The organism is Rhodothermales bacterium (genome assembly GCA_039944855.1).
In the GTDB taxonomy this organism is placed as follows: domain Bacteria; phylum Bacteroidota; class Rhodothermia; order Rhodothermales; family JANQRZ01; genus JBBSMX01.
On record JBDUXZ010000037.1, the window covers coordinates 66,943 to 93,323 of the forward strand.

A 26,381-nucleotide genomic window follows, 5' to 3' on the forward strand; every position below is an offset into this window, starting at 1 on the left:
AGGGGCTCATGGCGCGAGGCTGCGGAGGAGTGCATCGGCGAGGTTCTGGCGGCGGCGCTCCATCATTGCCTCCCGCGCGTCGGCGTCGAGGCCGAGGACCGCTTCGAGCATCGGGGCGGCGGCGTACGGGAAGACGAGTTGGGCGAGAAGCGCGACGAGGAGGTCTTCGGCCCGCGCCGGGCGTAGCCGCCCCGCCTCGGCCTCCGCATCGAGCTGGCGCTGAAGCCCGTCGAACACCGCTCGCCGCATCGCATCGACGGGGAGCGTTTCGCCGAGGATGCTGCGGAGGTGGTCGGGGCGGTACTGGAACTCGGCGATGAGGTAGCCGGGGAGATACGGGTTCTCGTCGAGGATGCCGAGTTCGACCTCGACCGCGCGCTGCAGCTTGTCGCGCAGCGGAACATCGGCGGCGAGTGCCTGCAACATCTGTGGGAAGAGCGTTCGCGCCGCACGGAGGAAGACGGCCTCGGCGAGCTTCTCCTTCGAACGGAAGTAGTAGTGGAGCAGCGCTTTGTTGACGCCCGCCTCGTCGGCGATCTCCTGCGTGCGGGCACCCGCCGTGCCCCGGCGGAGGAACACGCGGTGCGCGGCTTCGAGGATCTGCGCCTCGGTGTCACTCGGAGAAACGGCGGGCGGGGTAGGCATGGATCGGGAGAAACGATGCGGAGCGGAGAAGCGTTAACCACGAGGTTAAATCATCCTACCAACCCAGAGTTCCCACCTCGGCCCTCTTCTTTCCACGGAGATGCCGACGCCTCAGCGGAGCAGCTTCCCGAGCGTGACGACAGCGGTAGCCGCAAGGGCCATTGCGCCGAGCGCAAGCGAGGTCACGTCGACGATGGGCTCGTAGCGCGTTCCGCTCGGTGTGACGCAGATGTAGCCCCGAGGCGTCACCCTCCCTCGGCCGAGACTCCCGCCCCCACCGCCGCCCTCCTCGTCCGGCCCACGGCCGGAGCCGCCTCCGAACCCGAAGCCGAGGCGGACTTCCGCGACGGGGATCACAGTAGTGTCACCGGACAGGACGGGTTCGCCAAAAATGGCGCGGGGACCGAGCGTCCGAAGCAGTTCTTCGATGGGCTGCGCTACGTCTTCCTGCCGAAAAAGCGGAGGCCTATCGACGCGTATCTGTTCCATGATGGGTCGGTACGGATGCGCCCCGGACGAGCCGGGGCGCGGTGCACGGGGTCCTTCAGCCGAAGGGCATTCTCAGATGAAGATGATCTGCGCGCCTTCGCCTTCCGCGAGGGCGTACATGTCGCCGACCGTGATGACGCCAGCGAGGTCGTCGATGAACTCATCCTCCTCGATCTTGAACATCTCGACGGCGAGCTTGCAGCCGTAGATCTCGCCACCGCCGGCGACGATCATCTCCATGAACTCGGAGACGGGCGGGATGTCGAGCTTGTCCATCTCCTTCCGCATCATCGCCGAGGCAAGCGCCTCGAACCCGGGGAGCCCGCCGAGCATCGTCGGCATCTTTTGCATGAAGGCCGGGTTGCCGACGGTCGAGGTGTGGAGGTGGTCTTGCCGGTCTTTGCGGATCGCTTCGAGGCCGAAGAAGGTGAAGAACATCTTCGCCTCCATCCCCTCCATGAGCGCGCCGTTGGCCATGATGAGGCCGGCATACACGTCTTCGAGCGTGCCCTTCGAGACGATGACGAGGACTTTGCGGACGGGGTGCTCGTCCGCCTTCTTAGTGGTGGGGTCGGTGTACGTGGCAGGGGCTTCCATGATGGTACCTCGATGGAGTCAGAGTGGAAGGGGAGGCAGCGGCGTCAGACGCAGCTCGCAGGTTTCGGGATGCCGGCGATCTTGCTCGACACCTTCAGCGGGCCGCCGGGGAAGAGGTCGTAGAACTCCTTGATCGTGACGAGGCCGGACTTGCCGATGCGGCGGATCGTCAGCGGCGTGCCCTCGGCGTAGCGATCCCGGAGGTAGTGGAGGACTTCGAAGTGCTTGTCGGTGAGTTCGAAGCCCTGCGCCTGGGCGATCTGGTGCGCGAGCTCCGGCGTCCACTGCCCGGGGTCGGTGAGGTAGCCTTCGTCGTTGACGTCGACGGTCGTAATGCCAATGGTCTGTTGCATGGGTCCGGGGGTTGATCGGTGGTCGGGACGGTGGGGGTCAGGCGGGCTCGGCTTCGGGCTCCGGCGTGCCGGCGTCTTTGCCGAGCATCGACATGTGGGACGAGACGGGGAGCGGCTTGCCGGTGAGGAGGAGGTGCCAGTAGACCCACTCGAAGGCGAGCTTGCCCATGTGGTTGGCGCGGGTCTCTTTGAGCAGGCTCATCGGGCCGAGGAGCGGGAGCGGGAATTTGCCCGGCAGCGGCTCCGTGTCGTAGTTGAAGTCGATGAGCGTAGCCTTGCCGTGGCCGGTCTCGATGAAGCAGTTGGCGTGGCCGTCGAACGCGGCATCGAGCGGCTCACCGTGGATGTAGTGGAGGACGTTCTCGGTCAGGATCTCGGCCTCGAAGTGCGCCACCGAGCCGGCCTTCGACGTCGGAAGGTTCGTCGCGTCGCCGATGACGAAGACGTTCTCGTAGTCCCGCGCCTGCAGCGTGTGCTTGTCGGTCGGGACGTAGTTGAGGTCGTCGGCGTCGCCCATGTCGCTGGCCTCGACGAGGTCGGCGCCCATGTTCACGGGGACGGCGACGAGGAGGTCGAAGGGCACCTCGCGCTCGTCGTACGAGACGAGGACTTTGCGCTCTTCATCGACGCGCTCGACGTAGAAGTCCGGGACGACGGTGATCCCCTTCTCCGCCATCAGCCCGCTGAGGAATTCCGTCGCCTTCGGCTTCGTGAACGCGCCGGAGAGCGGGGTGACGTAGCTGATCTCGACGCGGTCACGCATCCCGCGCTCCTCGAAGAACGAGTCGGCGAGGAAGGCGAACTCGAGCGGGGCGATGGGGCACTTGAAGATGCTCTCGGCGAGGAAGATCACGAGCCGCCCGCCCTCCCACGTCGCGAGCCGGTCGCGGAGCGCGCACGCGCCCTCGAAGGTGTAGAAGTCGAAGGCGTCGCGGTACCACAGCTCGCCGTCGAGGCCGGGCGTCTCTTCGGGCCGCGGCGTCGTGCCGGTGGCGACGATGAGGAGATCGTAGCCCAGCGCTCGCCCGTCCGTCAGCCGCACCGTGTTCGCCTCCGGCTCGATCTCTTCGACTTCGGCGACGACGAACGTGACGCCGTCGGGGATGAAGTCGCGCTTCGGGCGGACGAGCCGCTCGGCGTCGTAGATCTGGAAGGGGACGAAGAGGAAGCCGGGCTGGTAGTAGTGGTCTTCGTCTTTGTCGACGACGGTGATGGCCCACGCGTCGGCGTCGAGCGCCTTGAAGAGCTTGTTGGCCATCATGGTGCCGGCCGTGCCGGCGCCGAGGATGAGGAGGTTTTTCATGGCTCGTAGATGTTTTGGCTGCGGTCGTTTCAGGGTACGAAGCCGACGGCCTCGCGGCCGTCCGGCCAAAACCCCCCGATTGTGCCATCCCGTCACCCAATAGCTTGTAGGCAAGGACCCCACAACTGTCCAGTTGCATACTGGAGCTAGCTAATGAACAAGGCAGACGCGATCAAAAGCCGCAACGGCACCCCGACCGGACCGCCGAGGTGCCGCTGGGCAGTGGGGACTAGAACCGGTAGCTCACGCCCACCACGGCCGTCAGCGTCGAGAGCTCGCTCGTGACCGTCGTGCCGGGCACGCTCGACTGCCCGGTCATCGGGATCATCATCGGGCTCTGCATCGCCGAGGTCACCTCGTTGCGCGGGGCGTACTGCACGGCGGCCGAGGCCATCACGCGCGCGTTGACGAGGTACGAGAACCCCGCGCTGAGGTGGTGCTGCACGATCGCCGGCGCGGCCACGTTGAAGAAGGCCACGTCGTCGCGGATCGGGTTCTCGTTGTAGGCGTAGCCGAGGCGGACGGGCAGCCGGTCGGTGACGTCGTATTCGAGCCCGACGGCGGCGACCCAGATGCTCTCCCAGCCGAAGCCGGTGACGGCGCCGGTTTCGTCGAACGCGGCGGCCTGGAAGCCGTCTGTGTTCGCGAAGTCGAGGTAGCGGACGTCGGCCACGAGCGTCAGCCGGTCGATCCCGCTGTAGGCGGCGGCGACCGACGCGATCAGCGGGTAGTCGAGGTTGTAGCTGAACGTGCGGTCGGCGTACGCGAAGTCGAAGTCCTGGAAGAACTGCGGGGTCTTGACCGAGATGCCGGCGGTGAGTCCCGCGTCCGTGGCGTAGTGGAACCCCAGCTGCGCGCCGAAGCCGAGCGCCGTGGCGCGCGGGCCGTCGGGATAGCCGTTCTGGTCCGGGTTCGTCGCCGGGAACGGAGCGACCTCCAGCATCCCGACGTTGAGCGTCGGGGCGAGCCCGAAGGAGAGCCGGTCGTTGAAGGCGAACGCGTACGTCGGCGCGACCTGGAAGAGCGAGAACGATGAGCGCAGCGCGCCGAAGCCGCCCGCCTCCTGCGGGAACGTGATCGGGTTCCCGTCAGCCGTGGTCGGATCGGACGCCGCGTAGTTCACGCCGAACCCGCCGACGCCGAGCGCGCTGATCCCGAACGTGGACCGGCCGTGGGCCGGGCGGTAGACGAAACCGACCGCCGGGATCGGGAACGGGCCGGTGTCGCTCGCCGTCGTGCCGCTCAGCCGGACCGGCGGCGCGTCGGGCCCCATCGCCCCCGTCTCGATCGTCGAGGCGAGGTCGGTCGTCGGAAACATGAGTTGGAGGCTGACGTCGAGCTGCGTCGCGTCGAGCGTGGCGATGGCGGCGGGGTTCCAGTGCAGCGCCGCGAGCCCATCGCGGGGCGCGGCCATGCCGGCCCCGGACCAGCTCTGATCGATGGGGCCGACCCCGTTGAGGACGTGGCCCGTCTGCGCCACGGCGACGGGGAGCACCCCGAGGCTGAGGACGAGCAGGCCGAGGGTGAGGTGCATGTGTCGCATGACGTTCCTCCAAAAGAAAAGTGCGGTGCCGTGGGTGCAAGACGGGAGACCCCGACTCGGTACAAGTCAGCTTAGCACGCGCTACGGCAGCATGTCGTAGTCGGCAGGGCCTCCCCCGTGCCGTCCGAAGTCGACCCGTGGAGTAGGCCCGTTGCTTAGGGCCGAGCCCTCCCCTCGCCCCCGGCTGACGGCCGTCTAGGCCCCGTCCCCATCCCCCGATCGGGGCCTCCCCCACAGCGCGCCGACCTCATCGCACCGGCCTCACGCCTCGTCCCGGTCGGGCCGTTCGAGGTGGCGCATGGAGAGCACGGGGCACGGGGCGGAGCGGATCGTCCGCTCGGTCACGCTCCCGACGAGGGCGTGCTCCAGCCCCGTCAGCCCGTGCGTCGCCATCACGACGAGGCCGGCCCCGCGCTCCTCGGCCAGTTCGATGATCTCGCGGTGGGGACGGCCGACGCAAATGTGGAACGCGGCGGCCGGGTCGCCTCCGACCTCCGCGTCGAACGCGCGGAGGTGTCGCTCGGCGCGCTCGATGAACGTCGCTTCGGCGACGCCCGGCGACACACCGAACGCCTCGGGATAAAAGACCGGGTACGGCCCCGTCTCTTCGACGACGTGCACGAGCTCGACGGGCGCCTCGAACAGCGCGGCCGTCCGCTTCGCCGCGCCGACCGCGTTCCGGTTGGACGCGGCGAAGTCGACCGGCACGAGCACGGGCGCGTCCGGGCCGGGTGCCGTCCGCACCGCCGCGTTCGGGACCGTCAGCACGGGGCACGGCGCGAGGCGGACGACCTCTTCGGCCACGCTCCCCGCGAGGAGGTGGCGCACGCCGCGCCGCCCGTGCGTGCCGACCACGACGAGGTCGGCCCCGACCTCCCGCACGTAGTCGAGCAGCACCTCGGCTGCGACCTCGCCGCGCCGGACGACGACCTCCGGCCCGATCACGTCGAGCGCTTCGTCGCCGCCGAGCGCGGCCTCGGCGAAGGCGCGGGTACGAGCTTCCAGCACGTCGGTCGGCTCCTCCGGCTGCGGGAGGCTCCCGAGGTCAAGGTTGAAGATGGACGCGGCGTGGACGAGGTGGAGGCGGGCGTGGAGCCGCTCGGCGAGGTCGGCAGCGCGGACGAGCGCGGCCTCGGACCCCTCGGAGAAGTCGAGGCCGGCAACGACGGTACGAACGTCAGTCATGGTCGTGGGGGTTGGGCGAGCTATCTCCGACCGCGCGGGCCGGTCGCGCCGCGGCGCCAGCCGCGCCACGCGGGGTGCCCGGCGTCGTCGCGGAGGACGAGGACGGCGTCGCCGCGCTGCACCTCGCGGGCGATCACGATGGGCTCGCGGTCGAGCGTGACGCGAGAGCCGACGATGACGACGGCGTCTCCCGCGTCGATCTGCTCGTCCTGGCCTTCGAGATACCACGACGGGCCGAGGTGGACGGGGACGGCCTCGCCGTCAGCATCGACGACGAGGTGGACGCCGTAGCCGGTGCCACGCCGGTCCGGGTGCATCGCGACGCTCCGCACGGTGCCGCGCAGCGTCTCGACGGTGGAGAGATCGTACTTCGGCCCTTCGGCGGGCGGGCCGGACTGCGCCCAGGCCGGGGTGGCGAGGAGCAGGGCGAGGACAACGAGAAGTGCTTTCATGGCAGTGTGGGCTTAACGTGAGGGCGAGCCCCCGGACGAACGACGACAGGTAGGCCGACGTCAGTCGTCGTCAACTTCGTATGCGCCGGGGTTCGCCGATGTAGGGGTAGCGCGGATCTCGGGGTGGTTGATCTGCCCGCCGAGGTTCGCGACGTAGCCGATCCACCCGCCCGCCGCGAGGGCGAGCACGAGCGCCAGCGCCGTCGCCGAGCGCGGCACGGCCTTCGTCCGAAAACTGACGAGCAGCAGCAGCGCCACGACCCCGACGACGCCGACGGCGACCGCGGCCCCGAGCGCGGCGTCCTCGTGCGCCTCGATCGCCACCTCCGAGACGCCGACCTGATGCTCCACGAGGTCTTCGGCCTCCTCGCCGGAGAGGTAGACGGGCAGCACGAGGAGCCCCGCGAGCACGAGCAGGCCGAGGCTCGCACGCGCGACGCCGTCGTTCTTTCCGACGAGCGCCCAGACGAGCCCGAGCGTCGCGAAGACGATCCCGAAGAGCGGGGCGTGGTTGAGGATGAGGTGGAGGTGAGCGGCACTCATGGCGTCAGCAGTTGAGCGTTCAGCGTGGAGGGCGCGAGTTCAGAGAACGCGCGTTGGACGGAGTCACCGGGGGCGTATCAGCACGGCCCGGGCGTCCTCGATGGCTTCGAGGGCGTGGGCGACGCCGCCCGGCAGGACGAGGCCCTCGCCGGTGCGGAGCGTGTGCACGTCGTCGCCCACGGTCACGCGCACGGCGCCTTCGGTCACGAGCAAGAAGGCTTCGACGGGCACGGTGTGAGCGGGAAGCCCCTGCCCTGCCCGGAAAGCAAACCCTTTCACGCGGGTATTCCCGTCGTACAAGTCAGCCGTCGTGAAGGGCGCATCGTCGGAATCGGGAAGCAGGGGCAGGGCGGAGAAAGCCGACGAGGGCATGTCGGGAAGCGGAGTCGGCTCATGAGCGCGGTCCATCCCCCGCGCCACGAACTCGCTCACCGCACGGTGGGCGTGCTGCCGGATGAGCGCCACGACCTCGGGATCGTCCGATGTCTCGACCACCCGCACGCCGCGCGGCGTTGCCTCGACCTCCATCGAGATGGCGTCGGCGTGCTCGAAGATGGCGGCGAAGAGCGGGTCCCACCGCCGCATCGGCTGCCCCGATGCCAGCCGGTCCTTCATCTGACGGACGTGCTCGCGGATCCGCGCCGCGACGGCGGGATCGTCGGACTCGGTCCACGTCTCGACGCCGTCAGGCCGGTCGACGACGCGGCGCTCGATGGCTTCGTGGTCGGCGAGGAGGGCGTGGATGGTGTCGTGGTGGGCACCGCCTCCCTGCCCCATCCGGTCGCCCTGAGCGTGGGCCGCTGGCAGGGCGAGTAGGGCAGCGAGGAGGACGAGCAGTCGGGGCGTCATCGGTTTGGGCGTTTGAGAGTCAATGGAGACCGGCAATTCCGCATCGCATCGTGCGGTTACCGAGTTCAGCACGGTCGGGCTATCGCTAGAACCGGCGCGGCAACGATCAGCAGCAGGGAGACGAGGAGCAGTTTCGTGACGGCGGATCGGATTGGGAGTAGAGGGAGTGGGCGATGCACGGGGGCTTTCATCGACTCGCCGCGAGAGCGCCGGGGAAGACGAGCGCGCGGCCCGTGAACCGCTCCAGCTCGGCGAGGCGGAGGAAATAGTCGCGGAGGGCCGCGGCGTAGCGTTCTTCGGCGGCGAGCGCCGTCCGCTGCGCGTCGAGGAGCGCGAAGAGCGGGACCTCGCCGAGGAGGTAGCCCTCGTACGAGCGGGCGACGAGCGTGTCGGCCTGCGGGCCGACGACGTCGCGGTAGCGGGTCACCTGGGCGAGCGCGGCGCGGTAGCCCGTCCACGCGGCCTCGGCCTCGGCCGCGAGTTGGATTGCTGTCGCTTCTCGCGCCCACGTCTGCTCGCGGAGCCGGGCCTCGGCCACGGCGCGCGGGCCGCGAACCGACGGCGTGCCCGGAATCGGAATCCGCAAGCCGACCTGGAAGCCGACCGTATTGAACCCGTCGCCGAAGTCCTGCGGGAAGACCTCGACGGCGAGGCCGGGGAAGCGCGCGCCCTTCGCCTCGCGCACGCCGAGGCCGGCGGCGGCCACGCTCGCGCGGGCGCTCTGCGCTTCGGGCAACGACGGTAGCCCGCCGACCACGTCGGCGCGCGCCACGTCCACAGGCCGGAACGCGAGCGGCCCCGGCGTCACGACCTCGACCTCGGCCCCGAGCGCGGCGGCGGCGGCGACCACCAGGCGGGATCGGGCGAGCGCCTGTTCGGCTTCCACGAGCGCGGCCTCGGCTCCGGCGCGTTCGATCTCGGCGCGCATCGTCTCCAGCCCGGCGGCCTCGCCCACGTCCTCGCGCAGCCGCGCCGCCTCAACGAGCTGATCGGCGAGGGCGACGGCCTCGGCCCGCAATTCGATCAGCCGCTCGGCGTACATCACGCCCACGAACGCCTGCTCGACGTTCTGCCGGAGCAGGGTCCGCCGCGCCTCGGCGTCGAGCCGGAGCGCGTCGGCCTCGGCGTCGATGCGGCGAAGCCCGAAATACGTGGCGAACGGCGAAGCCAGCGACTGCCCGAAGACGAACCGCTGCTCGGCGAAGCCGTCGCCGTCGATCCCTTCGCGGGCGTACGACAGCGTCGGCGCGTCGAGGCCGAACCCGAGGAGGCGCTGCCCACGGTTCACAGCGAGCGCGGCCTGCAACCGGCCGAGGTCGGGGTGCTCGGCCTCGACGCGGGCGAGAGCGTCGTACACCGTCAGCGGCTGCGCCTGAGCCGGACCCATCAGCAGCACGGCGGCGAGGGCGAGAAGGATGAGCGCGAGGCGGGTCATGCCGAGACCTCGTGGGTTGATACGGCGGGGAGGCCTTCGGCGACGCCGTCGCCGCCGAAGTCGTGGTGGCCGGGGTCGGGCGGGAGCCGGTCGTCCTTCTCGATCCACGCGTAGACGACGGGCAGCACGAGGAGCGTCAGGAGGGTGCTCGTGATCAGCCCGCCGATGACGACGGTGGCGAGCGGGCGCTGCACTTCGCTCCCCGGCCCCACGTTGAAAGCCATCGGGATGAAGCCGAGCGAGGCCACGAGCGCCGTCATCAGAACCGGCCGGAGCCGGTCGGCGGCGCCGTCGAGCGCGGCCTCGCGGACGGATTTGCCCTCGCGGCGGAGGTGGTTGAGGTGCTCGATGAGCACGATCCCGTTGAGCACGGCCACGCCGAAGAGCGCGACGAACCCGATGCTCGCCGACACGCTCAGGTACAGCCCGCGCATCCACAGCAGGAAGATGCCGCCGGAGAGCGCGAGCGGGAGGTTGAGGAAGACGAGGAGCGCGTAGCGGACCGCGCCGAACATGAGGTAGAGTAGCCCGAGGATGATGAAGAGCGCGAGCGGCACGACGAAGAGGAGGTGCTGCGTCGCCCGCTGCTGGTCCTCGAACGCGCCGCCGTACGTGAGAAACACGCCCGCCGGCACGTCCACCTCGGCGTCGATGGCGGCCTGCAGGTTCGCCACGTACGTCCCGATGTCGAGCCCGTCGAGGTTGATCCCGACGATGACGCGACGCCAGCCGTTCTCGCGGGCGATCTCGCGCGGGCCTTCCTCGGCCGTGACGAGCGCGACGCGGTTCAGGGGAATCGTCTCGCCGTTCGACAGGCTCACGGGCGCGTCCATGATCCGGCGCGGGTCCGAGCGCGCGGCCTCGGGGTAGCGCACGACGATGTCGAACCGCCGCTGCCCCTCGAACACCTCGCTCACGGCCTGCCCGCCGAGCCCGGCCTCGATCGTGCGCTGCACGTCCTCCACGTTGAGCCCGTACGCCGCCACCGCCTCGCGGTCCACCTCGACGTTGAGGTACGGCTGCCCTTCGGTCTGCTCGACGAAGAAGTTGCCCGTACCCTCCAGCCCCGGCAGCACGCGCGCGATCTGGTCGGCGACGGCGCCGAGCGTCTCCAAATCCTCGCCGAACACCTTCACGGCGAGGTCGGACTTGACGCCGCTCGTGAGCTCGTCGACGCGCATCGCGATCGGCTGCGTGAAGTTGTACGCGAGGCCGGGCTCGGTTTCCAAGAGGGGGCGGATCTGCTCCTGAATGTCCTCCTTCGTCATCCCGTCGCGCCACGCGTCGCGCGGCTTGAGGACGACCCACACATCCGTCTGGTGGACGCCCATCCAGTCATTCGCGAGGTCGCTCCGCCCGGTTTTGGGGACGACGGTCTCGACCTCGGGCACGCGGCGCATGATCTCGCCCGCGAGCCAGTTCGCGTTCTCGACGCTCTCGGCGAGCGTCACGCTCGGCATCCGCACCTGCTCGACGAGGATGCTCCCCTCGTCGAGCTCGGGCAGGAACTCGGTCCCCATCCGGCTCATCAGCACGAGTGAGAGCACGAATACGGCGAGCGCGACACCGACGATCTGCACGCGGCGGTGGAGGTGCTTTTCGAGCCCGCGCCGGTACCACGGCCGCAGCCACTCCATCACCCGGTTGCGGCGGACTTTCACGCCCTTGCGGAAGACGAGCGCCGCCACGGCCGGGACGTAGACGAGCGCGAGCAGGAGCGAGCCGAACACGGCCGTCGCGACCGTGATCGCCATCGGGCGGAAGAGGATGCCCTCGGTGCCGGAGAACGTCGCGACGGGCACGTACACCATGAGGATGATGAGGACGCCGAAGAAGATGGGCCGCGCCACCTCGTGCGCCGCCTCGCGCATGATCTGGACGGCCGGGCGCTTCCCCCGCTCGCTCTCCAGCCGCGACACCATGTTCTCGATCATCACGACCGAGCCGTCGACGACCATCCCGAAGTCGATGGCGCCGAGGCTCATGAGGTTGGCGGCGAGGCCGAACTCGCGCATCCCGATGAAGGCGAAGAGCATCGAGAGCGGGATCACGCTCGCCACGATGAGCGCGCCGCGGATCTCGCCGAGGAGCAGCAGGAGCACGGCGATGACGAAGAAGCCGCCTTCGAGCAAGTTCGTCTGCACCGTGTGCGTCGTCCGCTCGACGAGGTCGGCCTGGTCGTAGAATTTTTCGACGCGGACGCCTTCGGGCAGGCCGGGCCGGATCTCTTCCAGCTTGGTCTCGACGGCGCCGATCACCTCGCGGCCGTTCCCGCCGCGCAGCATCATCACGATGCCGGTCACGACTTCGCCTTCGCCGTCTTTCGTGACGGCGCCCTGCCGGAGCTGCCGCCCGAGACGGACCTCGGCCACGTCGCGCAGGAAGACGGGCCGCCCGCCGCGCTCGGCCACGACGACACGCTCCAGATCCTCGGCCGTGCGGATCAGCCCGTAGCCTCGGATGATGTACTGCTCGCGGTTGTGCTCCAGATAGTTTCCGCCTGCGACGCCGTTGTTCGCCGCGATCGCGTCCATCACGTCGCCGAGGCCGACGCCCGCGGCGCGCAGCCGGGCCGGGTCGGCGAGCACGTCATATTGCTTGACGTGGCCGCCGAAGGCCGTGATCTCGGTGACGCCGGGGATTGTCTTGAGCTGCGGGCCGACGAGCCAGTCCTGCGTCTCGCGCAGTTCCGTCAACGAGTGGCCCTCGCCCTCGACGGTGTACTGGTAGATCTCGCCGAGCGCCGTCGAGATCGGCCCGAGCTGCGGCGCGTCGACGCCGTCGGGGAGCGCGTCGACGACGCTCTGCACGCGCTGGGCGACGAGCTGGCGCGCGAAGTAGATGTCGGTCCCCTCGTCGAACTCGACCGTCACGGCGGAGAGCCCGAACTGCGAGATCGAGCGGACCTCCTTCACGTCCGGCAGCCCGTTCATCACCGTCTCAATTGGGAAGCTCACCAGGCGCTCCACGTCAAGCGGCGAGTAGCGGCCGGACTTCGTGATGACGAGGACCTGCACCGGCGTCACGTCCGGGAGCGAATTGATGGGCAGCTGCGTGAGGGAGACCACGCCGCCGACGGCGACGAGCGCCACGAGCGCGAGGGCGACGAACTTCTGCCGCAGGCTGAAATCGATGAGGGCCTTGAGCATCATTCCTCTCCGTATTGGGCGTAGCGGCCGAGCGCTTTGAGGCTGAACACCTGGCTCACGGCGACCTCCTCTCCTGCTTCGATCCCGCCGGTGGCGACGACGAACGATTCGCCGACGCGGCCGAGCGTGAAGGCGCGGCGCTCGAACGTGCGGTCGTCGCGGCGGACGAAGACGGTGGCGGCGTCGCCCTCGTAGACGACGGCCGCCATCGGCACGAGCACGGCGGAGGCGGTGGCGGCCGTGGCGATGTCGAGCTCGACACTCTGGCCGGGCACGAGCTCGCGGGCGGGCGTCGCCACGCGGACGTTGACGGCGACGGCCCGGCGCTCGGCGTCAGTGGCGGGCTGGACGGAGGTGACGCGGGCGGCGACGGCGCGGGCGGGGTCGTTCGGCGGTCGGATCGTGACGGCGTCGCCGGGGCGGACGCGGGCGGCCTCGTCGGGCGAGACGAACCCGCGGACGAGGACTTCGGCGCTGCTCACGATCGTCGCGAGCTCGTCGTAGGCGGCAACGGACTGACCGAGGTCGATCCGGTGTTCTTGGACGAACCCGGAGCGCGGCGCGGTGACGGCGACGACGGCGCGGCCCCCGTCGCGGGCGTAGCGGTCGAGCGCGGCATCGGAGACGCCGGCGGCGGAGAGGCGGGCCTTAGCGGCCTGCACGAGCGCGTCGGCGCGCTGGAGGTCGGCGCGAGCTTTGTCGAGCACGCTCCGGGCGGTGATGCGCTTCTCGACGAGCGGCTCGTAGCGTTCGACCTGCTGCCGCTGGAAGTCGGCCTCGGCGCGGGCTTCGAGGTAGTCGCCGACGAGCGACGCCAATTCCAGGCTCTCGATGAGCGCGACGGTCTGCCCGGCGCGGACGGCCTCGCCCTCGTGCGCCCCGATGCGGACGACCCGCCCCCCGATCGGCGCGCTGACGACGGCGTACGCTTCGGGCGAAGGCTCGACCGTGCCCGGCACCGTCAGCACGACAGGCTCGGCGCTCTCGGCGACGCGAACGGTCTGCACGGCCAATTCGGCCGCCTGCGCGTCGTCGAGCCGGACGAGGCGGGTCTCGTCGGCGACGCGGATCGACGGCGGCGGCGGGGCCTCGGCGGCGACGGGGTCGGGGGCGTCGTCGCCGCACGCGGCGAGGGCGAGGGCTGCCGTGAGGAAGAGCGGGAGGAGTCGGGGCATGGCGGCGTCGCGCTGGTCTCCCGAAGGCTAGGCGTTGCCTGCGCCCCGTTCCTGAGAGCACCGTGAGAGCCGGATGAGAGGACGGTGAGAACGGCGCGACCGCGGCGCCGAGCGCCGTCCGCGTGCGTACCATTACGAGCGTCCTTCCCCGGATTCATGCACCGCATCCTCCTCATCGAAGACGAGCGCCACGTCGCCTCCTTCGTCCGGCAAGGGCTGGAGGAGGAGAGCTATGCCGTCGAGTGGGCGGCGACGGGCCGTGAGGGCGAGCGCCGCGCCCTCGCCGAGCCGTTCGACCTCGTGCTCCTCGACCTCCGCCTCCCCGACGTCCACGGGGTCGAGGTGTGCGAATCCGTGCGCCGCCACGACCCCACGCTCCCCATCTTGATGCTGACCGCGCTCGACGCCGTCGAAGACCGCGTGGCCGGGCTCCGCGCCGGGGCCGACGACTACCTCCCCAAGCCGTTCGCCTTCGACGAACTCGTCGCCCGCGTCGAGGCGCTCCTGCGGCGGGCCGCGCTGGAACCCGCCGCCCGCGCCCACGCCGACGGCCCGCTCGAACTCGACCCCGGCACGCGGCGCTGCGCCTGCTTCGGCGAACCGCTCGACCTCTCGGCCACGGAGTTCGATCTGCTGGCGTACTTCGTCGCTCGGAAAGGCCAGGTCCTCACGCGCGACGAGCTCCACCGCGACGTGTGGGGCCACCGCTTCGACCGCGGCACGAACCTCATCGACGTGTACGTGGGCTACGTCCGGCGGAAGCTCGACGCGGCGGGGTGCACGGCGCGGATCGAGACCGTGCGCGGCGTGGGCTACCGCTACCGCCCGGCCGACCAGACCGAAGAGGTCCGCGATGCAGGCTGAGCCCGGACCCGCGACGCCCCGGCCCGGCGCGTCGTCGTCGTTCCGCCGCCGGCTCACGCTCACGCTGGGCTCGGCGCTCGCGCTCGCGCTCGCCGCGTTCGGCGGGCTCGTGCTGCTCGGCGCGTGGGCGTTTATGACCTACAGCGCGCGGGCGCACCTCACGTCGGAAGTGGGCAACATCGCCGCCCACGTCGTCCACGCCGGCCGGCTCGACCTCGACGCGCCGCCGTGGGACGAGCCGCACCACCGCTTCACCGAGCCCCACATCGACCCCCACTTCGTGCAGGTGTTCGACGCCGAGGGGCGGCCCCTCCGCTCGTCGACGAACGTGGCGCGCCTCGGCGACGGCTTCCCGGCCCGCCTCCTCCCCGTCACCGGCACGGCCCCCGGCATCGAGCCACTGCGGACGTTCGAGGCCGGCGGCATCCGGTTCTACCACCTCACGACGCCGCTCACGACGCAGCGGGGCCGCGTGCTCGGCTACCTCCAGGTGTCGCGGTACGAGCCGCAGATCGGGACGATGCTCGGGCGGCTCGGGTTCGGGCTCGCCGTGGGCTACGTCGTCGCGCTCGCCGGGCTCGTCGCCCTGCTATGGGCCGTCGGCGGGCGCGTCGTCCGCCCGCTCGAAGCGATGACGGCGAGCGCCCGCGCGCTCTCGCCGGAGCGGCTGAGCCAGCGCGTGCCCGTTCCCCCCGGCGCCGACCGCGAGACAGCCGAGCTAGGCCGCGCGCTCAACGACGCTCTCGGCCGGCTGGAGCGGGCGTTCGGCGAGGTCCGCCGGTTCACGGCCGACGCGGCGCACGAGCTCCAGACACCGCTGACGGTCCTCCTCGGCCACGTCGACGTCGCGCTCCGGCGCGAGCGCTCGCCGGAGGCGTACCGCGAGACGCTCCACGTCCTTCGCGACGAGGCCGAGGAGATGGTCCGCACCGTGCGCGGCCTCCTCACGCTGGCGCGGCTCGAAGGCGCGGCGCACCCGCCCGAGCCCGTCGACGTGGGCCTCATCGCGCGCGACGAGGCCGACGCCGCTCGCCCCCGCGCCGAAGCCAAAGGGCTCACGCTCACCGTCGCCGCCGACGCCCCGGCGGGCGTCACGGGCCACCCGGCGCTGCTGCGCGAGGCCGTCCGCAACCTCCTCGACAACGCCGTGAAGTACACCGAGAGCGGCGAGGTCCGCGTCCGCGTGACGCGCCGGGACGGGCGCGTCGCGCTCGTCGTCGAGGACACCGGCGTGGGGATCGCGCCCGAGCACCTCCCCCACGTCACCGGCCGGTTCTGGCGGGCCGACGGCGTGCAGCACCTGCCGGGGAGCGGGCTCGGGCTGTCGCTCGTCGAGCAGGTCGCGGCACACCACGGCGGCGCGCTCTACGTCCGCTCCGAGCCCGGCGCCGGCACGCACGCCGAGCTCGTACTCCCTGCCGAGTGAGGCGCGTCACCCGGCCGCGTCGCCGAGCCAGCCGCCGGTGAAGCCCGCCCGGCGGAGGCCGTCGGCGAGGGGCCTGCACCCGCGCATCAACCGCCAGAGCAGGCCGCTCCGGTAGTTCTCGATCATCAGCACGACCGGCCCCTGGTCGATCCCGTAGTGGCCGGACGAGATCCACCCGCCGCCCGCGTCGCCGTCGGGGAATGTGGGGTTGATGCTGCAGAGGTAGCCGTAGCGGCCGATCGCGTCGGGGTACGTCCGGTTGACGTGGTGCAGGGCGCGGAACACCTCGTCCGGCGCGAACGGGAGCGAGGCGGCGACGGCCCACGGCGAGAGCGTGCCGTCGTCCAGGCCCCACGGCACGCCGCGCGCGCGGTAGCCGTAGAACGTCCGCGTCTCGCCGCCCACCTCGCGCTCGGCGGGGCCGGGGCCGTCCGAGGCGGTGACGCCCCAGCAGTCCTCGCCGTAGCCGTCGAAGCCGCGGGTGTTGCGGCGCGCGTAGGCCCGCTGCACGAGCGTCGCGCGGCGGGAGTTCTCGAAGTAGTCGATCCCGCGCTCCCGCATAAACGCGTCTTGAATATCCCGGAAATCGACCCAGACGTGGGAGAGTTGGTGGGTGAAGAGGGGGCCGGCGAAGAGGTGCTCGTGGCCGTAGAGCGTCTTCCAGCGGTAGCCCGCCGTCCACGCCGCATAGCTCGACGGCGGCAGCGGGTGCGTGGGCGAGCCGAGGCCGAGGGCGTAGAGCAGCAGCGCCTCGTTGTAGCCGACCCAGCGATACGGCAGGAAGCCGCGCTCCGGCCGCCACCCGTGCGAGACGGCCTCGCCCGCGCCGCCGGACTCCGGGTTGAGCATCCACGTCCAGTCCGCGCGGCGGTAGATCGCGTCGGCGAGAGAGCGAACCTCGCGCTCGGCCTCGCCGTCGCCGTCGAAGTAGGTGGCGGCGGCGAGGGCGCCGGCGAAGAGGAACGTCGAGTCGATCGAGGACAGTTCGCACTCCCACACGCGGCGGCCGGTGGCGGGGTCGAGAAAGTGGTAGAAGAAGCCGCGGTGGCCGGTGGCGTCGGGGGCCTCGCTCTGCTCGGCGTGCCAGAGGAAGCGGAGGGTGCGAAGGGTGCGGGCCACGGCGTCGGCGCGGGCGATGAACCCGCGCTCGGCGGCGACGGGGTAGCAGGCGAGCCCGAGCCCCGTCGCGGCGATGCTGGCGACGGACTCGGGCCGGGTGGTGTCCTGCACGAGGCCCGTCTCCGGGTCCGCCTCTTCGAGGAAATAGAGGAACGTCTGCCGCTGGAGCGTCTCCAGCACGGCGTCGTCGCCCATGCCGAGCGCTTCGGCGTCCCGCACGTCGTCGAACACGTCGGGGGCGGTGGGACGGAGGGGCGGCATGGAATCGGAGGGGCGAAGAGAGAGGCGAGGCCGGGGTGTGGAAGGGCGAGCGCGAACGCGGGTTCCATCACCGTGGCCCGATTATGAGGAGCTACGGCGAGGAGTAGGGGATTGCGGCCGCGCGCCGTAGCATGGGACGGAACCCACGCGCACGGTGGAGGTGTGGACCTTCTCCTCGCCGCGCCTGCCCCTCCCCCTCCCCCTTCGCCCGCCCTTCTCGTGTCCGAGCCCGTAGAAAACCCGTTCGACCTCGAAGCCCTGGCGGCCTACGCCCGCCGCATGGCCCGGACGCAGGCCGTCGTCGTCGAGCCGCGCCGGCTTACACGGCCTCCGCTCTTCCTCCTCCGCGAGGCGTACCGCGGCCTGCCCGAGGCGTACCGCGCCCTCAGCCGGGCCGCCAAGAAGCGGCAGTCGCTCACGCCCGCCGCCCACTGGCTCCTCGACAACTTCCACCTCATCCGCGAGCAGGCCAACCAGGTGCGGGAGGGGCTTCCGTGGTCGTACTACCGCGTCCTGCCCCGGCTCGAAAGCGGGCCCGACCGGGGGCGGCCCCGCGTGTTCGAAGTCGTGCGCGCCCTCGCCCAGCACACCGACAACGCGCTCGGCGACCGGCAACTCGCCCCGTTCATCTGGGCCTACCAGGAGGTCTCCCCCTTCCTCCTCTCCGAGCTGTGGGCGCTCCCCTCCGCGCTCCGCCTCGTCCTCCTCCAGAACCTCAGCGCCCTCGCGCAACAGGTCGTCACGGACCTCGAAGATCGGGCGGCGGCGGCGACGTGGGCCCGCCGGATCGCCGAGCACACCGAGGGCGACTCCGCCGATGTCGTGACGGTCCTCGCGGGGCTCGCCGAGCGGCACGCCCCGCTCTCCGACGCCTTCATCGTCACGCTCTCGACGGCGCTGCAGGGGCAGGGCGCCGCCGCCGCCCCCGCCCTCGACTGGATCGAGCGGCGGCTCCACGCGCGCGGGAGCACGCTCGACACCGTCATCCACCGCGAGACCCAACGCCAGAGCCATCGGCAGTTCAGCGTCGCGAACGCCGTGACCTCGCTCCGTGAGGTGGACCGGACCGACTGGCCCGACCTCGTCGAGTCGCTGTCGGTCGTGGACAAGGCGCTCCGGCGCGACCCGGCGGGCGTGTACGAGGCGATGGACTTCCTCACGCGCGACCGCTACCGCCACCGCGTCGAGGACCTCTCCCGCTACGCCGGCACGCCGGAGTTGGGCGTCGCCGAGCGGGCGCTCCTCCTCGCCGCCGACGCCGCTCACGCGACGGCATCGGAGGCTGCGACACCGACGACGGCCGAGCCCGTCGGGCACGTCGGCTATTGGCTCGCGGGGCCGGGCGCGGCCGAGCTGGAGACGGAGATGCGCTACCGGCCGCCGCTCGGGCAGCGGCTCCGGCGGTGGGCGCGCGCCCATCCCAACATCACGTACTTCGGCCTCGTGACGGGTTGGGCGGCCGTGCTCTACGCCGTCCTCGTCCTCCTGCTCGACATGATGACGGCGCCGCCGCTCGGCCTCGTCGTCCTCGCCTTCGCCGTCTCGTTCCTCCCCGTGCTCGACCTCTCGGTCGCGCTCACGAACTGGCTGCTCACGCGCGTGATGCCGCCGGACATCCTCCCGAAGCTGGCCTTCGAGGAGGGGCTGCCCGACGCGTCGCGGACGTTCGTCGTCGTGCCCACCCTCATCGACTCGCCGGAGAGCGCGCAGCGGCAGGCGGAGCGGCTCGAAGTCCACGCCCTCGCCAACCCCGACCCGAACCTCCGCTTCGGCCTCCTCACCGACTTCCCCGACGCGCCCGCGCAGCACGCACCGGGCGACGCCGCCACGCTCGCCGCCGCGCGCGAGACGGTCGCCGCGCTCAACCGGCGGTACCGCGACGACGCGGGCGACAAGTTCTTCCTCCTCCACCGCGAGCGCCGCTGGAACGCCGTCGAGGGCGTGTGGATGGGCTGGGAGCGGAAGCGCGGCAAGCTCGAAGAGTTCATCCGCCTCCTCCGCGAGCCCGACGCGAGCACGACGTACACCGAGATCGAGGGCGACTTCCGCGCCGTCGCCGCGGGCGATGCGTTCCGCTACGTCCTCACCCTCGACGCCGACACGGAGCTGCCGCCGGAGGGCGCGGCGGCCCTCGTTCGCACGGCGGCCCACCCGCTCAACCGCCCGCGCTACAACGCGACCCGCACGCGCGTCGAGCACGGCTACGGCGTCTTCCAGCCCCGCATCGGGATCGGGTCAGAGGCGGGGCACCGGACGGGCTTCGCCCGCGTCTTCGCCGGGTTCGCCGGGATCGACCCGTACACGACGGCCGTCAGCGACGTCTACCAGGACCTCTTCGGCGAGGGGATCTTCACCGGGAAAGGGCTGCTCGACATCGATGCCTTCCGCACGGTGCTCGAAGGCGTGTTGCCCGAAAACAAGATCCTCTCGCACGACCTCCTCGAAGGGCTCCACGCCCGCGCCGCCCTCGTCACCGACGTCGTGCTCTTCGACGACTACCCGTCGCACTACGCGGCGTTCGCGAAGCGGCTGCACCGCTGGGTCCGCGGCGACTGGCAGATCCTGCCGTGGCTGTTCCCCGCCGTCCCCGGCCCGGACGGGCGCTGGCGCCGCAACCCGGCCCGGCTGCGCGGGCGGTGGAAGGTGTTCGACAACCTCCGCCGCTCGCTCACGCCGCCGTCCGTGCTCGTCTTCCTCCTCCTCGGGTGGACCGTCCTCCCCGGCTCGCCCTTCGTGTGGACGGCGCTCGCGCTCGGCGTCCTCGCCTTCCCGATCTACGCCCCGTTCACGAGCGCGCTCCTCGCCCACCCCCGCGACGTCGTCTGGCGAAGCTACCTCCAGGGCGCCCTCACCGACGCCCGGCGGTCGACGGTGCAGGTGGGGCTCTCCGTCGTCTTCCTCGCGCACGAGGCGTACGTGATGACGGACGCGATCGTGCGGACGCTGTGGCGGATGTTCGTCAGCCGGCGCCGCCTGCTCGAATGGGTGACGGCGCAGCAGGCCGAGCAGCGGAGCGGCCGGGCGCCGGGCCTCTGGTTCTCCGTCCTCTGGGGCGGCCTCGTCCTCATCGTGCTCAGCTTTGTCAACCCCCTCGCGTGGGTCGTCGCGCTCCCGTTCGTCGCGGCGTGGGTGGCGGCGCCGTGGGTGGCCGACGCCATCAGCCGGCCGGTGAAGGAGACGGCGTATGTGCTCAGCGACGCCGAGCGTGCGCGGCTCCGCCTCGTCGCGCGGCGGACGTGGCGCTACTTCGACGCCTTCGTCGGGCCCGCCGACCGCTGGCTCGCCCCCGACAACTTCCAGGAGCAGCCCTTCCGCGGCGTCGCCCGCCGGACCTCGCCGACGAACCTCGGCCTCGCCCTCCTCGCCGCCCAAGCCGCCCACGACTTCGGGTACCTCTCGCGCAGCGCCCTCCTCGACCGCCTCGCCCACCAGCTCAGTGCGATCGACGAGCTGGAGCGGCACGCGGGGCACCTCTACAACTGGTACAGCACCGAGACCGGCGCCCCGCTCCACCCTCGCTACGTCTCATCGGTGGACTCGGGCAACCTCGCCGCCGCGCTCGTCGCCCTCCGCGAAGGACTTCGCGAGACGCCCGACGCGGCGTGGCCGTCGCCCGGCCTCGCCGACGCCCTCGCCGACGCCCTCGCCGCGCTCGACGAGGTCATCGCACGGCCCCGCGCCGACGTGACGGGCGAGAGCACGCGGCTCGTCGTCGCCGCCGCCCGCTCGCTCCGCGGCTCGCTCCCCGCTGCCTTCAGCGCCGACCTCCCGACGCGCTACGAGCAGCTCCTCGCGCTCGACCACGACGCCGAGGTCCTCCGCGACGCCGCGACCGACCTCGCGATTCGCTCCTCCGCCGACCGCGAGGAGTTCCTCTACTGGGCGAGCCAACCGTTCCTCCGCCTCCGCGCCGAGCGCGAGGAGCTGGAGCGGTTCGCCCCATGGCTCATGCTCGACGCCGATGCGCCCCCCGACCGCTTCGCCGCGCCGGGCTCGCTCGGTGGCCTCCGCGCGCACACGCAGGCGGCCCTCCGCCACAACGGGCAGCCCGGCCCGCTCCACGACGCGCTCGTCGCCGCCGACGAAGCCCTCACGTTCGCGCTCGACCGCGCCGAGCAGCTCGCCATCGACGCCGAGCGGCTCGCTCTCGGGATGGACTTCGGCATGCTCTACCGCAAAGGCGTCGGCCTCTTCGCGATCGGCTACGACGTCGACCGCGCCGCGCTCGACGCCCACGACTACGGGCTCCTCGCGAGCGAGGCCCGCCTCGCTTCCCTCCTCGCGATTGCGAAGGGCGACGTGCCCGTCGAGCACTGGTTCCGCATGGGGCGGCCCACCGCCGCACCCGACGGGCACAAAGTGCTCCTCTCGTGGAGCGGGACGATGTTCGAGTACCTCATGCCGGTGCTGCTCACGCGGCTCTTCCCCGGCTCGCTCCTCGAAGAGAGCGCCCGCAACGCCGTCGCCGTGCAACGGGCGTACGGGCAGCGGCACGGCCACCCGTGGGGGATCTCCGAGAGCGCCTATTTCAAGCTCGATCCCGAACTGACGTACCAGTACCGCGCCTTCGGTGTGCCCGGCCTCGGCCTCGACCGCGGCCTCCACAAGCACTACGTCGCGGCGCCCTACGCCACGCTCCTCGCCCTCCCGATCGCGCCCGAAGCCGCGCTCGCCAACCTCACCGCGCTCGCCGAGCTCGGCGCGTACGGGCCGTACGGCTACTACGAGGCCGTGGACTTCACGCCCCACCGCGTGCCGCCGGGGAAGGACCGCGCCGTCGTCCGCGCGTACATGGTCCACCACCAGGGCATGGGCCTCCTCGCCCTCGCCAACACCGTTCTCGGCGACGCGATGCAGCACCGGTTCCACGCCTCGCCGCTCGTCCGCTCCGTCGAGGTGCTGCTGCAGGAGCGCGTGCCGCGCGAGATCGAGAAGATCGCCGTGGCGGAGGAGATGGAGGAAATCGAACCCATCGACGCCCGGCCCGTCCGCCCCGCCGTCCGCCACGTCCCGGCCGAGCGGCTCCGCGACGAGGTGGCCCACGGCGCGCTCCTCTCGAACGGCGACTACTCCACCTTCGTCACCGCCGCCGGCTCGGGCTACAGCCGCCACGGCGGCGACGCCGTCACGCGCTGGACGCCCGACCGCACGCGCGAGCACGACGGCCTCTTCCTCTACGTCCGCGACGCCGACTCGGGCCGGACGTGGAGCGCCGCCGCGCAGCCCATCGCCGGCACGCCCGACCGCTACGAGGCGTGGCTCCACACCAACAAGGTCGAGATCGCCCGCGTCGACGACTGGATCGAGACGTTCAGCGAGGTCTGCGTCTCGCCCGAGGACGACGTCGAGCTCCGCCGCTACACCCTCACCAACTACGGCGACCGGCCGCGCCGGCTGGAGTTGACGAGCTACGCCGAGGTCGCCCTCAACGACGCCGACGCCGACCACGCCCACCCCGCCTTCTCCAAGCTCTTCGTGCAGACGGAGTACGTCCCGACGCACCATGCCCTCCTCGCGTGGCGCCGCCCGCGCAGCGACGAGGAGCCCCACCGCTGGCTCTTCCACACGATCGCCGACGACGAGCTCGACGCGGCGACGGGGCCGCTTCAGATCGAGACCGACCGCGCCCGCTTCCTCGGCCGGGGCCGCTCCACGGCCGACCCCGCCGCGCTCGACCCTGGCGCCTCGCTCTCCGGCTCGCTCGGCCCCGTGCTCGACCCGATCGTCAGCCTCCGCCGCGTCGTCGAGGTCCCGCCGAAGGGGAAGGTGACCGTGACGTTCGCCCTCGGCGTGGCCGACAGCCGCGCCGAAGCCCTCCGCCTCGCCGACCGCTACGACCACCCCGAAGCGGCCCGGCGCGCGTTCGACCTCGCGACGGTCTACGGCCTCGTCGAGCTCCAGCACCTCGGCTTGCAGGGGAACGACGCGCTCTATGCGCAGGGCCTCGCCTCGGCCCTCCTCTACGCCCCGCCGTCGCTCCGCGCCGACACCGCCACGGTCGCCGCGAACCGGCGGAGCCAGCCCGGCCTCTGGGCCTACGGCATCTCCGGCGACCTCCCGCTCATCGTGCTCCGCGTCTCGAAGACCGAGCACATGGAGACGGTCCGCCGCTTCCTCCAGGCCCACGCCTACCTCCGCGCGAAAGGCCTCCACGCCGACCTCCTCGTCCTCAACGAGCACCCGCCGTCGTACGCCGACGAATTGCAGAAGGCGATCCTCGACGCCGTGCAGGCTTCGCCGGGCCGGAACCTCCTCAACGAGCGCGGCGGCCTCTTCGTGCGCCGCGCCGACGGGCTGCCCGAGGAGGACCTCACGCTCATCCTCGCCGTCGCCCGCGTGGTCGTGGACGGGACGGCGCCGGAGCTCGCGCTCGACGGACCGCCGCCCGTGCCGCCGCCGCCCATCCGCGCCCGGCCTGCTGCGCCTGACGATCTCGCGGACGAGGACTCGGTGCCTGATGACCGCGCGCCGCTCCAGTTCTTCAACGGCTACGGCGGCTTCACCGAGGACGGGAGCGAGTACGTGATCCGCCTCGGCGGCGAGGGCGAGCCCGCCATCACCCCGCTCCCGTGGACGAACGTCGTCGCCAACCCCGACGTCGGGTTCACGGCGACGGAGAGCGGGACGGGCGCGACGTGGGCCGGCAACAGCCAGATGAACAAGCTGACGCCGTGGAGCAACGACCCCATCGCCGACCCCGCCGAGGAAACGCTCTACCTCCGCGACGAGGACGCCGGCATCTACTGGTCGCCGACGCCGCGCCCGGTGCCGGCCCCCGGCGGCTACGAGGTCCGACACGGCTGGGGCTATTCCACGTACCGCCACGCCAGCCGCGAGCTAGAGCAGGAGACGACGCTCTTTGTCCCGCTCGACGCCCCCGTGAAGCTCGTCCGCCTCCGCGTCACGAACCGGAGCGCGGAGCCGCGCCGGCTCTCGGCGTTCCGCTACCACGCGTGGGTCCTCGCCGATCAGCGCCGGAAAGGCGCGCTCCACACCGTCGTCGAGGGCAGCGAGGACGACACCGTGCTCTTCGCCACGAACCGGTTCAACGCGCCCTTCGCCGACCGCGTCGCGTTCTCCGCCGTCATCGCCCCCGGCGCGGCCGGCATCACGGCGACGGCGGACCGGACGGCGTTCCTCGGGCGCGGCGGCAGCCCGGAGCGGCCGTTCGCGCTGGAGCGGACCGAGGCGCTCGACGGCCACGCCGGGGCCGGGCTCGACCCATGCGCGGCGTTCCAGGTCCCGCTCGACCTCGCGCCGGGCGAGACGGCCGCGGTGCTGTTCCTCCTCGGCCAGACCGGCAGCCGCGACGAGGCCGAGTCGCTCCTCGCCCGTTTCCGCGACGGCGACGCGGCCGAGGCCGCCCTCGCCGAGGTCCGCGACTTCTGGCGCGAGACGCTCACCGCCGTCCAGATCGAAACGCCGGTGCCCGCGCTCGACGTGCTCGCGAACGGGTGGCTCCTCTACCAGAACCTCGCGTGCCGGCTGTGGGGCCGGACGGCGTTCTACCAGAGCGGCGGCGCATTCGGCTTCCGCGATCAGATCCAGGACTCGGCCGCGCTCGTCTACACCCGGCCCGACATCACGCGGGCGCAGATCCTCCTCCACGCCGCGCACCAGTTCGTAGAGGGCGACGTGCTCCACTGGTGGCACCCCGAGACGCAGGCCGGCATCCGCACGCGGTTCTCCGACGACCTCCTGTGGCTGCCATACATCACCGCGTCGTACGTCCGCACGACGGGCGACACCGCCGTGCTCGACGAGGAGATCCGCTTCCTCACGGCGCGGGCGCTGGAAGAGGGCGAGGACGAGGTCTACCTCACCCCGACGCCCGCCGGCTCCGGCTCGCTCTACGAGCACGGTTGCCGCGCCCTCGATATCTCGCTCACGAAGGGGCCGCACGGCCTCCCGCTCATGGGCAGCGGCGACTGGAACGACGGGATGAACCGCGTCGGCAACGACGGGCGCGGCGAGAGCGTGTGGCTCGGGTTCTTCCTCCGCCACATCCTCCGCCTCTGGATCCCCCTCAGCGAAGCGCGGGGCGACGACGAGCGCGTCGCCGCCTACCGCGCCTACGACGCCCACCTCGCCGACGCCCTCAACGACACCGGGTGGGACGGCGACTGGTACCGCCGCGCCTACTACGACGACGGCGCCCCGCTCGGCTCGTCGGAGAGCGACGAGTGCCGGATCGACGCGATCGCGCAGGGCTGGGCCGTGATGTCCGGGACGGCCTCGCCGCAGCGCGCCGAGCGCGCCCTCGCCTCGGCCGAAGCGCACCTCGTCGACCGCGACGCGGGGATCGTCAAGCTCCTCGCCCCGCCCTTCGACACGACGCCGCACGACCCCGGCTACATCAAGGGCTACGTGCCCGGCGTGCGCGAGAACGGCGGGCAGTACACGCATGGCATCCTCTGGCTCCTCCGCGCCCTCGCTGAGACCGGCCGCGGTGACACCGCCGCCGACCTCCTGGAGATGATCTCGCCCGTCACGCGGACGGCCACGCCGGAGCGCGTCGCCGTGTATCAGACCGAGCCCTACGCCGTCGCCGCCGACGTGTACGGCGTCGAGCCGCACACCGGCCGGGGCGGGTGGACGTGGTATACCGGCTCGGCCGGGTGGTTCTACCGCGTGATCGTCGAGAGCCTCCTCGGCTTCCGCATCGAGGGCGGCGACACGCTCGTGCTGACGCCGCGCATCCCGGCCTCGTGGCCCGGCTTCACCTTCCGCTACCGCCACGGCGACGCCGTCTACACCCTCACCGTCGCGCCCACCGACGACGACACCCTCCACGGCGACGTGGACGGCGAGGCGCTGACTTCCGACGGCGAAACCGTCCGCCTCCCCCTCCGCGCCGACGGCCATGCTCACGCTGTCGCGCTCCACGTCCCGCGCACCATGCAGCCCGCCGACTCCTGAGAGACGTACCGCCTGTGACCGGCCCGAAGAGCACAGGCGATGCGCACGAGTGCAGTCGTGTCGTTATGACGATG

The 26,381-nt window shown here is 71.6% G+C and carries 17 protein-coding genes; 3 read left to right on the forward strand and 14 right to left on the reverse strand.

What is annotated here, in order from left to right; translation table 11 throughout:
• Positions 1–6: 6 nt before the first annotated feature.
• The 13 genes from ABJF88_18220 to ABJF88_18280 form a co-directional block, all read right to left on the reverse strand.
• Positions 7–645 carry a helix-turn-helix domain-containing protein gene (locus ABJF88_18220; GenBank protein MEP0548876.1) on the reverse strand — a complete coding sequence of 213 codons (639 nt, stop codon included), beginning with the start codon at positions 643–645 and terminating at the stop codon, positions 7–9.
• 111 nt (positions 646–756) lie between these two features.
• Positions 757–1,134 (reverse strand): spore germination protein GerW family protein, encoded by a 378-nt coding sequence (locus ABJF88_18225; protein ID MEP0548877.1) that lies wholly within the window; start codon positions 1,132–1,134, stop codon positions 757–759.
• Positions 1,135–1,206: 72 nt separating this feature from the next.
• Positions 1,207–1,731, reverse strand: coding sequence for a DsrE/DsrF/DrsH-like family protein (locus tag ABJF88_18230; protein ID MEP0548878.1), 525 nt, complete (start codon positions 1,729–1,731; stop codon positions 1,207–1,209).
• A 44-nt stretch (positions 1,732–1,775) separates the two neighbouring features.
• Positions 1,776–2,084 carry a TusE/DsrC/DsvC family sulfur relay protein gene (locus tag ABJF88_18235; GenBank protein ID MEP0548879.1) on the reverse strand — a complete coding sequence of 103 codons (309 nt, stop codon included), beginning with the start codon at positions 2,082–2,084 and terminating at the stop codon, positions 1,776–1,778.
• A 37-nt stretch (positions 2,085–2,121) separates the two neighbouring features.
• Positions 2,122–3,387, reverse strand: a complete 1,266-nt coding sequence (locus ABJF88_18240; GenBank protein MEP0548880.1) for an FAD/NAD(P)-binding oxidoreductase — start codon at positions 3,385–3,387, stop codon at positions 2,122–2,124.
• Positions 3,388–3,616: 229 nt separating this feature from the next.
• Positions 3,617–4,921 carry an outer membrane protein transport protein gene (locus ABJF88_18245; protein MEP0548881.1) on the reverse strand — a complete coding sequence of 435 codons (1,305 nt, stop codon included), beginning with the start codon at positions 4,919–4,921 and terminating at the stop codon, positions 3,617–3,619.
• A gap of 270 nt (positions 4,922–5,191) precedes the next feature.
• The gene (locus ABJF88_18250; GenBank protein MEP0548882.1) at positions 5,192–6,115 is read right to left on the reverse strand and encodes a universal stress protein; all 924 of its coding nucleotides are present in this window, start codon (positions 6,113–6,115) and stop codon (positions 5,192–5,194) included.
• Between the two features lie 20 nt (positions 6,116–6,135).
• Entirely contained in the window at positions 6,136–6,567 is a 432-nt protein-coding gene (locus tag ABJF88_18255; protein ID MEP0548883.1) for a hypothetical protein, read from the reverse strand.
• 60 nt (positions 6,568–6,627) lie between these two features.
• Positions 6,628–7,110, reverse strand: coding sequence for a hypothetical protein (locus ABJF88_18260; GenBank protein ID MEP0548884.1), 483 nt, complete (start codon positions 7,108–7,110; stop codon positions 6,628–6,630).
• A 63-nt stretch (positions 7,111–7,173) separates the two neighbouring features.
• Complete coding sequence (locus ABJF88_18265; protein MEP0548885.1) at positions 7,174–7,959, reverse strand: cupin domain-containing protein; 786 nt, start codon at positions 7,957–7,959, stop codon at positions 7,174–7,176.
• A gap of 187 nt (positions 7,960–8,146) precedes the next feature.
• Positions 8,147–9,394 (reverse strand): TolC family protein, encoded by a 1,248-nt coding sequence (locus ABJF88_18270; protein MEP0548886.1) that lies wholly within the window; start codon positions 9,392–9,394, stop codon positions 8,147–8,149.
• Entirely contained in the window at positions 9,391–12,546 is a 3,156-nt protein-coding gene (locus ABJF88_18275) for a CusA/CzcA family heavy metal efflux RND transporter (GenBank protein MEP0548887.1), read from the reverse strand. The genes ABJF88_18270 and ABJF88_18275 overlap by 4 nt, the downstream gene beginning before the upstream one ends.
• A complete protein-coding gene (locus tag ABJF88_18280; protein ID MEP0548888.1) occupies positions 12,543–13,718 on the reverse strand; it encodes an efflux RND transporter periplasmic adaptor subunit in 1,176 nt (391 codons plus the stop codon). Before ABJF88_18280 ends, ABJF88_18275 begins: the two co-directional genes overlap by 4 nt.
• A gap of 156 nt (positions 13,719–13,874) precedes the next feature.
• Here ABJF88_18280 and ABJF88_18285 point away from each other — a divergent pair, with 156 nt between their 5' ends.
• Together ABJF88_18285 and ABJF88_18290 are read left to right on the forward strand one after the other, a co-directional pair.
• Positions 13,875–14,582, forward strand: a complete 708-nt coding sequence (locus ABJF88_18285; GenBank protein MEP0548889.1) for a response regulator transcription factor — start codon at positions 13,875–13,877, stop codon at positions 14,580–14,582.
• Positions 14,572–16,008 carry a HAMP domain-containing sensor histidine kinase gene (locus ABJF88_18290; GenBank protein ID MEP0548890.1) on the forward strand — a complete coding sequence of 479 codons (1,437 nt, stop codon included), beginning with the start codon at positions 14,572–14,574 and terminating at the stop codon, positions 16,006–16,008. Before ABJF88_18285 ends, ABJF88_18290 begins: the two co-directional genes overlap by 11 nt.
• Positions 16,009–16,014: 6 nt before the next feature.
• Here ABJF88_18290 and ABJF88_18295 read toward each other — a convergent pair whose 3' ends face one another.
• The gene (locus tag ABJF88_18295; protein ID MEP0548891.1) at positions 16,015–17,322 is read right to left on the reverse strand and encodes a glucoamylase family protein; all 1,308 of its coding nucleotides are present in this window, start codon (positions 17,320–17,322) and stop codon (positions 16,015–16,017) included.
• A 285-nt stretch (positions 17,323–17,607) separates the two neighbouring features.
• Here ABJF88_18295 and ABJF88_18300 point away from each other — a divergent pair, with 285 nt between their 5' ends.
• Positions 17,608–26,307: a glucoamylase family protein gene (locus ABJF88_18300; GenBank protein ID MEP0548892.1), complete on the forward strand. Its 8,700-nt coding sequence runs from the start codon at positions 17,608–17,610 to the stop codon at positions 26,305–26,307.
• Positions 26,308–26,381: the final 74 nt, after the last annotated feature.